Source organism: Cryobacterium sp. Hz7 (assembly GCF_004402815.1).
GTDB lineage: Bacteria > Actinomycetota > Actinomycetes > Actinomycetales > Microbacteriaceae > Cryobacterium > Cryobacterium sandaracinum.
On record NZ_SOFB01000053.1, the window covers coordinates 126333 to 138685 of the forward strand.

Here is a 12353-nt window from a genome sequence, read left to right on the forward strand (position 1 = left end):
ATGCCCCCACAGTGGGTCTGGGAGACCCCCGATCGAGGGTCAATCGCGCCAAAGTTGATACTTGCATAAACCTATATAGGTGTGATCCCATATAAACATGTCGTTGAAAATCGCCCTCCTCGGGATCCTGGACCTCGCGCCGATGACGGGATACGACCTCAAAAAGAGCATCGAGGCATCCGTCGCCCATTTCTGGTCCGCCGACCAATCCCAGATCTACCGCACGCTGGCGGCACTGGTCGCCGACGGTCTCGCCGACGTCGAGGTCATTCCGCAGGAGGGACGCCCCGACCGGCGCGAGCACCACATCACCTCGGCCGGCCGGGCGGCCCTTAGCGACTGGCTGCGGGCGCCGCTGGAACCCGAAACCTCGCACGACGCGTTCCTGATGCGGCTGTTCTTCGTCGGCACCCTGGGGGTGCCGGCTACCCGGGCACTGCTGCGGGCGCGGCGCGGCCAGGCCACCGCGATGCTGGCCGCACTGCGTTCCGTCGCCGAGCAGGAGCAGGCCGACCGCGAGCCCGACGATCGTGCCCCGGACGACCTCGGACGCAGGCTGCGCTTCGCAACGCTGCGGAACGGAATCCTCCACGCCGAGGCGGAACTCGCGTGGCTGGTCGAGACGAAGGAGGCCCTCGGATGAGCCGTCCCCGCCAGCGCCTGAAATTCCGCTATCCCCTGCAGCACGGCGTTGACACCACGGGGACCGACACGATCATGTTCCTGCACGGCGGCAGCGTCGCGTCGTGGTCCTGGAGACCGCAGGTGGAGGGAATGCCAGACCGGCATCTGCTCACCCCCGACCTGCCCGGTTTCGGCGACCGGGCCGGAGAGGACTGGCTTTCCCTCGGTCAGACCGCCGACGATGTGGCCGGCATCATCGCCGCGCACGCGCGCGGCGGCCGGGCCCATCTGGTGGGGCTGTCCCTGGGCGGCCTCGTGGCCACGCACGTCATGGCCCGGCACCCGGGACTGCTGCACTCCTGCCTGGTGTCCGGCGTGCCGCTCACCGGGGTGCACGGCACGGCCCGGTTCCTGAGCACGATGCAACTGCGGCTCTGGGACCGCCCCTGGTACTGGCGGGCCCAGGCGAAGGCTTTCGGCTTGCCCGCCGACGCGGTCGACCTGTTCGTGGAACACGGACTGAGCCTCCGAACCGACAACGCCCGGCGCGTCTTCGCCGAGGTGAACCGCGGCGGCGTCCCGGAGAGGCTGCAGGACTACCGCGGCCCCCTGCTGGCGGTGGCGGGCGAACGGGAGTCCCGCCTCGTCCGGGACAGCTTTCCCGCGCTGCTCGCCCATTTGCCGCAGACTCGCGCCTGGACCGCACCCGGCATGCACCATGTCTGGAGCATCGAGGATGTGGGCCTGTTCACCCGGATGGTGCTCGGTTGGGTCGACGCGTCAGAGGTGCCGGGTGAGAAGAGCCGTTGAATCAAACCGGGTCAGTGTCGGCGTCGGCGTCGGCGTCGGCGTCGGCGTCGGACGTCGTCTCGGCCAGGGACTCCGGGCCGCGCGTGACCAGCAGGTGGAATTCTACGGCGTCGAGGATCCGCAGGCCGAGCGCCTCCGCCTTGGCCAGCTTCGACCCCGCGCCCGGACCGGCGGCCACGAAGTCGGTATTCTTCGACACGCTCCCGGCGGATTTGCCCCCGGCGGAAATGATCGCCTCCTGCGCCTCTTCCCGGGTGTAGCCCTCGATCGAGCCGGTGGCCACCACCGTGAGCCCGGCCAGCACTCCCCCGGCCGCCGCAGCGGCTCCCGGACCGGGGTGTTCCGATATGCGGAACTGAACGCCGGCCACCGTCCACTGCTCCACGATGCCCTGGTGCCAGTCCACCTCGAACCACGCGATGATGGCGTCGGCGATGATGCCGCCCACCCCGTCGACCTCGGCGAGCTCCTCGCGGGACGCGGCCCGGATCAGCTCGAGAGAACCGAAGTGGCCGGCCAGGGCGCGCGCCGCCACCGGCCCGACGTGACGGATGTTGAGGGCCACCAGAAGCCGCCACAGCGGCTTGGTCTTCGCCAGCTCGATCTCGCGCAGGAGCTTCTGCGCACTCGACGACGGCTGCGGTCCCTCGACGCCCTTCTTCTTCTCGGCGGCCGTGGGGTTGCGCCGGAACGGCGTGCGCAGCCGCACGGAGCCGTCATCCTCTTCCTTGGCCAGCCCGGTCTCGGCGTCCCGCACGATGACCTCGATCGGCAGCAGGTCGTCGAGGGTGAGGTCGAACAGGCCGGCCTCGGTGGGCAGGGGCGGCTCCACCGGACGGGTGGGCTGGGTGAGAGCGGCGGCGGCCACCTCGCCGAGCACCTCGATGTCGAGGGCGCCGCGGGAGCCGATGTGCTCGACCCGGCCGCGCACCTGAGCCGGGCAGCTGCGCGCGTTCGGGCAGCGGAGGTCGATGTCGCCCTCCTTGGCCGGGGCGAGCGGCGTGCCGCACTCCGGGCAGTTCACCGGCATGACGAAGGCTCGCTCGGTGCCGTCGCGCAGCTCGACCACCGGGCCGAGCACCTCGGGGATGACGTCGCCGGCCTTGCGCAGCACGACGATGTCGCCGATCAGGATGCCCTTGGCTTGGACCACGTCCTGGTTGTGCAGGGTGGCCTGGCGCACCTCGGAACCGGCGACCCGCACCTTCTTCATGACGGCGAACGGCGTGGCCCTGCCGGTCCGGCCGACGCTGACGACGATGTCGAGCAGCCTGGTGTTGACCTGCTCGGGCGGGTACTTGTAGGCGATCGCCCAGCGCGGCGCCCGGCTGGTGGCACCGAGTTCGGCGTGCAGGGCCAGCTCGTCGACCTTGATCACGATGCCGTCGATCTCGTGGTCGACGCTGGCGCGGTGCTCGCCGTAGTAGGCGACGAAGTCCGCCGCGAGAGCCGCGGAGGGTTCCACCCGGTAGTAGCTGCTGGTAGGCAGACCCCAGCCCTGCAACAGCTCGTAGACCCCGGATTGGGACGCGACCGGCGGGGTGGACCACGCGCCGATGCCGTGCACCAGCATCCGGAGCCGGCCGAGCCTGGCCCGCATCAGGCGCAGCGGTTCCGCGGCCTTACCCTCGGCCTTCTGGCGCAGGGAGCCGGCCGCCGCGTTGCGCGGATTCGCGAAGACGCGTTCGCCGGCGGCGACCTGCTGCGCGTTGAGCTCGAGGAATTCGGCGACCGGGAAGAACACCTCACCGCGCACCTCCATCAGGGGCGGATGCCCGGTGCCCCGCAGTTTTCTCGGAATGCCGGGCACCAAGGCGACGTTCTCACTGACGTCCTCGCCGACCACCCCGTCGCCGCGGGTGGCGGCGCTGACCAGCACCCCCTGCTCGTAGCGCAGGTTGATCGCGAGTCCGTCGATTTTGAGCTCGCAGAGGTAGTGCACGGGTCGCCCGGCGTCCCGTTCGACCTTCGCGGCCCAGAGGCCGAATTCGTCGAGCGAGAAGACGTTGTCGAGGCTGAGCATGCGTTCGGCATGCTGCACCGGATCGAACAGGCTGGTCTCGGCGCGGCCGCCCACGGTCTGGGTGGGGCTGTCCTGACTGGCCAGCTCGGGGAATTCCCGCTCGAGCTCGGCGAGGCGGTGCACCAACGCGTCGTACTCCGCGTCGGTGATGACGGCCTCGTTGCGGTCGTAGTACGCGTCCCGGGCTTCCAGGATGCGCTGGGTCAGGTCGGAGACCTCGGCCGCGGCGACGTGCAGGGGCGCGTCTGCCGCCGGGTCGGGCGCCGGGCTATGCATCGACGGCGACCGCACTGACGGCACTAACCGTGCGATCGATGGTGCACTGCCCGAGCACGCGGGTGCCGAGGTAGACGACGGCGGTCTGCCCGGGCGCGACGCCGGTGAGCGGCTCGGCCGGGATGATCACGAGCTCGGTGGTGGCGCCGCTCCCGCGGCTCGCGCTGGTCTCGGCGGACGAGCCGGCCTTGAGCGGAACGACCTGGGCCACGGCGGGAACCGGGTCGGCGTGGGCGCGGATCTGCACGTCGCAGTCGAAGGCGATCTCCGGGTGCGCGGGGGCCACGCCGCACCAGGTGAACTTCGTGCCGGCGATCTTCTTGATCGCGAGCGCCTCTTTCGGCCCGACGATGACGGTGTTGGAGATCGGGCGCACCTCGAGCACGAACCGGGGCTTGCCGTCGGCGGCCGGGGTGCCGATCTGCAGCCCCTTGCGCTGCCCGACGGTGAACGCGGCCGCCCCGTCGTGCGTGCCGAGGGTGTTGCCGTCCCGGTCGAGGATGTCCCCGGTCGCCGGCGGCACGCGCTCGGCCAGCCAGCCTCGGGTGTCGCCGTCGGGGATGAAGCAGATGTCGTAGGAGTCGGGCTTGTTCGCCACCGAGAAACCGCGCGCCGCGGCCTCCGCTCGCACCTCGGCCTTGGACGGCGTCGCGCCGAGCGGGAACATCGAGTGCGCCAGTTGGTCCTGCGTGAGCACGCCGAGCACATAGGACTGGTCCTTGGCCCAGGCGCTGGCGCGGTGCAGCTCGCGGTTGCCGTCGGCATCCGTCACGATCGTGGCGTAGTGACCGGTGGCGACGGCATCGAAGCCCAGGTCGAGGGCCTTTTCGAGCAGGGCGGCGAACTTGATGCGCTCGTTGCAGCGCATGCAGGGGTTCGGGGTGCGGCCAGCGGCGTATTCGGCGATGAAATCGTCGACCACGTCGAGCTTGAACCGCTCGGAGAAGTCCCAGACGTAGTACGGGATGCCGATGATGTTGGCCGCCCGCTGGGCATCCATCGAGTCCTCGACCGTGCAGCAGCCGCGGCTGCCGGTGCGCAGGGTTCCGGGCATCCGGCTGAGGGCCAGGTGCACCCCGACCACCTCGTGTCCCGCCTCGACCATGCGGGCTGCGGCGACGGCGGAGTCCACCCCACCGCTCATTGCTGCCAAAACCTTCACTTGTCGAGTGTAATCGGGTGAGCGCCCCCGCGCAGCCCTCGCGCAGCCCTCGCGCAGCCCCAGCGCGGCAACTGCGTCGCTGCGCGCGTGGCGTGCCAGGCGCGCAGTGGCGCAGCCCCCGCGCAACGAAACGATGGGCCGGGACGAGCGACGACAGACGCCCGCGGCACCAGCCAGGGCCAGGGCCAGGGCCAGTGTCAGGGGATATCGGTCAGGGTTCGCTCAATCGAGGCGAGGCGAAGCTCCAGCAGGGCGAGCCGGTCGAGCACGGCCTGGTTGCTCGCGGTGCTCTGCTCGACGAGGCCGCGCAGGTCCGCCGCTTCGGCGAACTCCGCCTGCTTCTCGCGCGACCGCAGCACGGCCGCCACGATGCTCGATGTGACGCCGGCGATAATGCCGACAATGGCGATCCAGGCGAACCAGGGAATGTTGTCCATCAATGTGTGCTTTCTGTGTCGGCTGCGACCGCCGCAACGATGCGTGCGACGTTGGTGGTGACCTCGAACGAAACGACCTCGAAAAATTTCAGGGCCTTGCCGTCGTCGGAGAGTTCGAGGTGCCCGGTCACGTAACCGGCCGATTCGAGTCGTTGCAGGTGCATGTACAGCAGGGCCCGGGACATCCCCAGCCGGCGGGCGAGCTCACTCACATGGAGGGACTCCTCCGCCAGCAGGGCGATGATGCGGAACCGGTGCGGGTTGGCGAGGGCGGACAGCCGGGCGATCTCCTCGTCGAGCGTCATCGTGCCCACGCTCCCCTCGACATCCATCTACCTGCAAAAAATACCTTACACGTGTAGGCCCAAGCCGTCCAGCACCGCCACGTCAGCCGCGCGGCAGCTGCGCCGCGGGTGAGGAGCGACGACGTGCAGCAGAGCACGGATGCCGCGGCGCGGCTCAGCGGCCCGGCATCCGGTCGGCCAGGCCGGCCCGGGCCGCCCGGACGTGGGCGGCCGGGAGGGCGGCGAGCAGAGCGTCGACGTCGGCCTCGGTGTTGGTGCGGCCGAGGGTGATCCGCAGGGCGCCGCGCGCCTCCACTTCGCTGCGGCCCATGGCGCGCAGCACGTGGGAGGGCTCGGCCACGCCCGCCTGGCAGGCAGATCCCGTGGACACCGAGATACCCGCCACGTCGAGCAGGAACAGGAGCGAGTCACCCTCGCAGCCCGGGAAGCTGAAATGCGCGGTGCCCGGCAGATGGTTTTGCGGGTCCGGGTCGCCGTTCACCACAACGGAGGGTACGGCCGAAGAGACGCCGACGACGAGTCGCTCGCGCAGCGCGGAGATCCGCGCGTTCTCCGCCGGAAGGTCGTGCAGGGCGTTTGCCGCGACCGCGAACGCCACGGCCGCCGCGACGTCCTGGGTGCCGCTGCGTACCTGACGCTGCTGCCCGCCGCCGTGCAGCAGCGGCTCGACCGTGGCCCGGCGCGAGAGGGCGAGCGCCCCGATCCCCACCGGGCCGCCGATCTTGTGTGCCGAGACGCTGAGCGCGGCCACGCCGGCCTGGCTGAGGGCGTGGAAATCGATCGGAACGTGGCCGTACGCCGCCACCGCGTCGACGTGCACCGGGATGCCGTGCGCCGCGGCGAGCGCGGCCACCTCGGCGACCGGCTGCAGGGTTCCGACCTCGTTGTTGGCGCTGAGACAGGTGATCAGGGCGATGTCGTCGGGGTTCGCGGCGATGGATTGGGCAACCGCTGCCAGGTCGATCCGGCCGACGGCGTCCAGCGGCAGCCACTCGACTACGGCTCCCTCGTGCCGATCGAGCCACTCGACCGTGTCCATGGTGGCGTGGTGCTCGCCTCCGGGAACGAGGATGCGGGTGCGCGGCTGCCTGGCCCAGAACAGCCCCTTGATGCCGAGGTTGATCGCCTCGGTGCCGCCGCCGGTGAAGACTACCTCGATCGGGTCGCAGCCGAGGCTGGCAGCGACCTGCTCGCGGGCCTCCTCGAGCATCCGTTTTGCGTTCTGACCCTGGCTGTGAACGGAGGCGGGATTGCCCACCACCCGCATCGCCCGAACGTAGGCGTCAATGGCTTCGGGCAGCATGGGAGTGGTTGCCGCATGGTCCAGATAGATCGCCATCTCGCTCCTTTCGCGCTCGCTCGAGTTTCGCCAGGTCCCACCGGCGGGTCTCCTGGTGGTAAATCACGGCTTCTGTACTCATTACTCTAGAACGCATGACCCCGCCTGATCCCCTGCGCAGCCTCGGCGTGCGAGTCACGACCCACGGCGGCGAACTCCGCGTGTGGTCGGAGACCGCCGACGCCATCGACCTGTGCATCTTCGACGCCACCGACCCCCACTGGATCATCAAGACCGTGCCCATGGTCAAGGATGAGCACGGCGTCTGGTCCGGACACTCCCGAACCCTCTCCCCCGGACGCCGCTACGGCATCCGCGTCTCTGGTCCCACCGCCCCCCGCAACTCCTTCCACCCCGAGAAGACACTGATCGAACCCTATTCCCGGGGACTCGTGCGGGTCGGCCCCGACCAGTGGCAGTCTTCCGTAGTCGACGGCGATTTCGACTGGGCCGGTTCGGTCAAACCGAGGATCGCCCTGGACCACACCGTGGTCTACGAGGCCCACGTTCGCGGCCTCACCAACCTCAGCCCCTCGGTGCCGGCGAACCTCCGCGGCACCTATGCGGGCCTTGCCCACGAGTCGACCATCGGCTACCTGAAGAACCTCGGCGTGACCAGCGTCGAACTGTTGCCGGTGCAGGCGTTCGTGTCCGAGCAGCGCCTGATAAAGCAGGGTCTGAGCAATTATTGGGGTTACAACACCTTCAACTTCTTTTCACCGCACGCCGACTACGCCACCCAGAAGTCCCAGGCCGCCGGTCCCGAAGCGGTGCTCCGGGAATTCAAGGGCATGGTCAAGCTCCTGCACGAGGCCGGCCTCGAGGTCATCCTCGACGTGGTCTACAACCACACCGCCGAGGAGGGCCCGAACGGCCCCGTCAGCAGCCTCCGCGGCATCGACAACGCCGCCTACTACCGGCAGAACAGCGCCGGCGGATACATCGACGTCACGGGTTGCGGCAACACCCTGAACGTCTCCCACGACGTTCCCCGCCGACTCGTGCTCGACTCGCTGCGCTACTGGGCGAACGAGGTGCAGATCGACGGTTTCCGCTTCGACCTGTCCGCCACGCTCGCCCGGGACGAGAACGTCGACTTCCAGGCGGACAGCCCGCTGCTCGCCTCGATCACGGCCGACCCGCAACTCTCGACGGTCAAGCTGATCGCCGAGCCCTGGGACATCGGGATGGGCGGCTGGCAGACCGGCAATTTCCCGGACGGCTGGACCGAGTGGAACGACCGCTACCGCGACCGCATGCGGTCGTTCTGGCTGACCGACCTGGCGGCCGCCCGCGACGGGCACGCCGGGAGCGGGATCGGGCGCTTTGCGACCCGCCTCGCAGGTTCCGCGAACACCTTCTCCCGGGAGCGCGGCCCGCTCGCCTCGCTCAACTTCATCACGGCCCACGACGGTTTCACGATGGCCGATTTGACCTCGTACAACGTCAAGCACAACGTCGGCAACGGGGAGTCGAACCGCGACGGCACCGACTCCAACAACTCGTTCAATCACGGCGCGGAGGGTCCGACCCGGGACCGGGACATCCTGACCGCCCGGCGCAAGGCCATGCGCAACCTGCTCGCGACCCTGCTGCTGTCGGCCGGCGTGCCGATGATCACCGCGGGCGACGAATTCGGTCGCAGCCAGCGCGGCAACAACAACGCCTACTGCCACGACAGTGAGCTCACCTGGTTGAATTGGGACCTCGACGACTGGCAGGAGGACCTGCACCGGGTGACTCGGCGCCTGCTCCAGCTGCGCCGCGAGAACCCGGCGCTGCGCCCGGTACGGTTCGGACGCCCCGGTGAGACGACCCTCAGCGCCAGCGAAATGAACTGGTACAACGCGGAGGGCCGGTCCATGTCCGAGGACGACTGGCACTCGTCCGGTGAGCGCACTCTGCAGTACCTGGCGGCGAGCACCCCGGAGCACGAGGATTTCAACCGTATCCTGCTGATCGTGCAGGGCCGTGAGGAGGAGGTGACGGTGACGCTGCCCCTGCACACGGGCGTCACCTCGTACTCGCTGCTCTGGGATTCCAGCCACGACGACCTGAGCGACGCCGTCATCGAGCACGCCCCCGGCGACCGGTTCCTCGTACCGGCCGCCTCGATGCAGCTGCTCCGGGCGCACTGAGCGTGGGCAACCGGACCATGGGCAACCGGACCGGGGGCCGCTGACCGTGGCCAAACGGGTGGAGGGAAGCGCCGGTACTCCGGCGACGGTAGCGCTGGTGCGCGCCGGCATCCCGTTCACCCCGCACGCCTACCCGCACGAGGCGTCGTCGACGAGTTTCGGCCTGGAAGCGGCGGAGAAACTCGACGTCGCCGCCGGCCGGGTGTTCAAGACTCTACTGACGGATGTCGACGGCCGGCTGGTCGTCGGCGTCGTGCCGGTCACCGGCCAGCTCGACCTCAAGGCTTTGGCCACCGCCGTGGGTGCAAAGAGGGCCGTGATGGCAGACCCGTCGCTCGCCGAGCGCAAGACCGGCTACGTGGTGGGCGGTATCAGCCCGATCGGCCAGAAGAGCCGGCTCACGACCGTGGTCGACGAGAGCGCCCTGACGTTCGACACCGTCTTCGTCTCCGGCGGGCGCCGCGGTTTCGACATCGAGCTGACGCCGGCCGATCTGGCCCGGGCCGCCTCCGCGGTCTTCGCGGCGATCGCGCGCCCGTAACCGCACGAAAAAACACCTCCGTCGGAACGAAGGTGCTTTTTCGTGAGGCCGGTCAGCGCTAGCCGGCGACGGCGATCAGACCCATCTCGGCGGGGCTCACCAGAAGCGCGTTGTGCGGCACGACCCGCACCGTGTAGCCGAATGCGCCACCACGGTCGAGTTCTATCGTGCCGGTGAAGAGCGTCGGCGTACTGGCATCCGTCGCACCGGTCCCCAACGGTTCAGTATTGAGCGGCAGGGTGTTGACGTCACTCAGGTCGTCATTGGTGAGGCTCTTGCCGTAGACGACCTCGACGGTGACGTCCTCGGGCGCAAGTCCGTTCAGCTGCACGTGTGCGCGGAGGTGCAGTTCGTCGCCGACCTGCGGCACCGGGGCGACGCCGCCGGATTCGACGTGGGTCACGGCGACGCCGGGCCAGGCCGAGACGATCCGCCCCTTCCAGGCGGCCAATTCCCGGGCGGCCCGGTAGTTGTTCTCGGACAGGCGGGCCGCGGCCGTGCCGGCAGGCCGGTACAGCTCCTGCACGTACTGGCGCACCATCCGACCGGCGTTGAGTTCCGGTGAGAGCTTCGCGAGCGTCTGCCGAATCGAGGAGACCCAGCGTTCGGGCACTCCGTCGGCGTTGCGGTCGTAGAACTTCGGTGCGACCTGGTGCTCGATCAGCTCGTACAGCGCGTCCGCCTCGAGCCGGTCACGTTCGGCCGCGTCACCGGCGGCGTCTGCGGTGGGGATCGCCCAACCGTTGTTGCCGTCGTAGTATTCCGGCCACCAGCCGTCGAGGATCGACAGGTTGAGGGCGCCGTTGAGGGCCGCCTTCATGCCGGACGTGCCGCACGCCTCGAGCGGGCGCAGCGGATTGTTGAGCCAGACATCCGTGCCTGGGTACATCAGCTGGGCCATACCGATGTTGTAGTCGGGCAGGAACGCGATCTTGGTGCGCAGCGCCGGGTCGGCCGCGAACTGCACGATCCTCTGGATCAGGCGCTTGCCCTCCTCGTCGGCCGGATGCGATTTGCCTGCGATTACGATTTGGATCGGGTGTTCGGAGTGCAGCAGCAGCGCGCGCAACCGCTCGGGGTCGTGCAGCATCAGGGTCAGACGTTTGTAGGTCGGCACGCGGCGGGCGAACCCGATCGTGAGAACGTTCGGGTCGAAGACCCGCCCGATCCAGGACGGCACGATGCCGCCCGGGTTCTGGCCCTCCCAGGCCGCGGCGATCCGTCGGCGGGCGTCCTCGACGAACTGCAGGCGCATCTGGCCGCGCACCTGCCACAGGTCCGTGTCGGACACGGCGGGCGACGCCCAATCGGCGTCGGACGTGTCGCTGGTGCCCAGACGGCTCTGCGCGAGCGCGAGAAGGGCCGGGTCGGTCCAGGTGGGGGCGTGCACACCGTTCGTGATCGAGGCGATCGGCACGTCGTCGGCGTCGAAACCTGGCCATAGACCCTTGAACATCACCCGGCTGACCTCGCCGTGCAGCTTCGAGACGCCGTTGGCGCGCTGCCCCAGTCGTAGGCCCATCAGGGCCATGTTGAAGACGTCCGGGTTGCCATCCTGGAAGTTCTCCGCGCCGAGGGCGAGGAGGTCGTCGACGGCGACGCCCGGAAGCAGGTCGGTCTCGAAGTAGCGCCGCACCAGGCTGCGCTCGAACCGGTCGATGCCGGCGGCGACCGGCGTGTGGGTCGTGAACACCGTTCCGGCCCGGGCCACCTGCAGCGCCTCCGAAAAACTGAGCCCCTCGCCGATCAGGCTGGAGATGCGCTCGAGGCCGAGAAAACCGGCGTGACCCTCGTTGGTGTGGAACACCTCAGGGTCGGCCTGGCCGTTGAGGCTGCTCCACTTCTTCACGGCGCGCGCGCCGCCGATGCCGAGCAGCAGCTCCTGCAGCAGACGGTGTTCGCCGCCGCCGCCGTACAGGCGGTCGGTGACCAGTCGCAGGTCGTCGGTGTTCTCGGGGATGTCGGTGTCGAGCATCAAGAGCCGGATGCGACCGACCATCGCCTGCCAGACCCGCGCGTGCAGGGTCCGGTCGTCGGGAAGTGCGAGGGAGACCTGGACGGGCGAGCCGTCGGCCCGGCGCAGCACCGACAGCGGCAGGCCGTCGGGGTCGAGCAGCGGGTAGCTCTCCAGCTGCCAGCCGTCGGGTGAGATGGCCTGGCTGAAGTACCCGGCACGGTAGAACAGGCCAACACCGACCAGCGGCACGCCAAGGTCCGAGGCGCTCTTCAGGTGATCGCCGGCGAGGATGCCGAGGCCGCCCGAGTACTGCGGCAACGCGGCGGCGATGCCGAACTCCGGGGAGAAATAGGCGATGGATGCGGGCTTGTCGCCCTCGAGCCCCTGGTACCAGCGGGGCTTCTCGAGGTACTCGCGCAGTTCGTCGCGGGTGGCGTTCGCCCACGCCACGTAGTCGTTGTCCTGGGCGAGGGCTTCGAGGCGGGCCGTGTCGACGGCCCCCAGCAACGCGACCGGGTCGGTACCGCTCTCACGCCACAATTTGGGGGCGATGTGCTCGAACAACTGGCGGGTCGGCTCATGCCAGGACCAGCGCAGGTTGCCGGCAAGCTCGTCGAGCGCGGCGAGCGACTCGGGCAGCACGGTTCGGACGGTAAATTTGCGGATCGCTTTCACATCCTCAGCCTAGGCGCGGGGCGTGTCCGGCGGGTGAATAGAGGCAGCATTACACCCCCAATCCGC

10 protein-coding genes are annotated in these 12353 nt (G+C 69.3%); 4 read left to right on the plus strand and 6 right to left on the minus strand.

Going from position 1 to position 12353, the window contains the following annotated elements; genetic code table 11:
- The first annotated feature begins 97 nt into the window (after window positions 1–97).
- Both E3N86_RS13240 and E3N86_RS13245 read left to right on the plus strand, forming a co-directional pair.
- On the plus strand, window positions 98–643 hold the full coding sequence (locus E3N86_RS13240; RefSeq protein WP_134512118.1) for a PadR family transcriptional regulator: 546 nt from the start codon (window positions 98–100) through the stop codon (window positions 641–643).
- Window positions 640–1434: an alpha/beta fold hydrolase gene (locus tag E3N86_RS13245; RefSeq protein WP_134512119.1), complete on the plus strand. Its 795-nt coding sequence runs from the start codon at window positions 640–642 to the stop codon at window positions 1432–1434. Before E3N86_RS13240 ends, E3N86_RS13245 begins: the two co-directional genes overlap by 4 nt.
- Before the next feature lies 1 nt (window position 1435).
- Here the strand turns inward: E3N86_RS13245 and ligA are convergent, their stop codons facing one another.
- The 5 genes from ligA to E3N86_RS13270 all read right to left on the minus strand — a co-directional run bounded on the left by ligA (window position 1436) and on the right by E3N86_RS13270 (window position 6976).
- Window positions 1436–3733 (minus strand): NAD-dependent DNA ligase LigA, encoded by a 2298-nt coding sequence (gene ligA / locus E3N86_RS13250; protein ID WP_134512120.1) that lies wholly within the window; start codon window positions 3731–3733, stop codon window positions 1436–1438.
- The gene (gene mnmA / locus E3N86_RS13255) at window positions 3726–4895 is read right to left on the minus strand and encodes a tRNA 2-thiouridine(34) synthase MnmA (protein ID WP_134374238.1); all 1170 of its coding nucleotides are present in this window, start codon (window positions 4893–4895) and stop codon (window positions 3726–3728) included. The genes ligA and mnmA overlap by 8 nt, the downstream gene beginning before the upstream one ends.
- A gap of 197 nt (window positions 4896–5092) precedes the next feature.
- Entirely contained in the window at window positions 5093–5332 is a 240-nt protein-coding gene (locus tag E3N86_RS13260) for a hypothetical protein (protein WP_104103220.1), read from the minus strand.
- Window positions 5332–5664 (minus strand): winged helix-turn-helix domain-containing protein, encoded by a 333-nt coding sequence (locus E3N86_RS13265; RefSeq protein WP_233191536.1) that lies wholly within the window; start codon window positions 5662–5664, stop codon window positions 5332–5334. The genes E3N86_RS13260 and E3N86_RS13265 overlap by 1 nt, the downstream gene beginning before the upstream one ends.
- Window positions 5665–5791: 127 nt before the next feature.
- Window positions 5792–6976 (minus strand): cysteine desulfurase family protein, encoded by a 1185-nt coding sequence (locus E3N86_RS13270; RefSeq protein ID WP_134512121.1) that lies wholly within the window; start codon window positions 6974–6976, stop codon window positions 5792–5794.
- Between the two features lie 95 nt (window positions 6977–7071).
- Here E3N86_RS13270 and glgX point away from each other — a divergent pair, with 95 nt between their 5' ends.
- Both glgX and ybaK read left to right on the plus strand, forming a co-directional pair.
- Window positions 7072–9114, plus strand: coding sequence for a glycogen debranching protein GlgX (glgX, locus tag E3N86_RS13275; protein WP_134512122.1), 2043 nt, complete (start codon window positions 7072–7074; stop codon window positions 9112–9114).
- Between the two features lie 46 nt (window positions 9115–9160).
- Window positions 9161–9655 carry a Cys-tRNA(Pro) deacylase gene (gene ybaK / locus E3N86_RS13280; RefSeq protein WP_198411422.1) on the plus strand — a complete coding sequence of 165 codons (495 nt, stop codon included), beginning with the start codon at window positions 9161–9163 and terminating at the stop codon, window positions 9653–9655.
- A 58-nt stretch (window positions 9656–9713) separates the two neighbouring features.
- On the opposite strand, the gene glgP is transcribed toward ybaK, so the two are convergent.
- Complete coding sequence (gene glgP, locus E3N86_RS13285; RefSeq protein ID WP_134400917.1) at window positions 9714–12287, minus strand: alpha-glucan family phosphorylase; 2574 nt, start codon at window positions 12285–12287, stop codon at window positions 9714–9716.
- Window positions 12288–12353 lie beyond the last annotated feature (66 nt).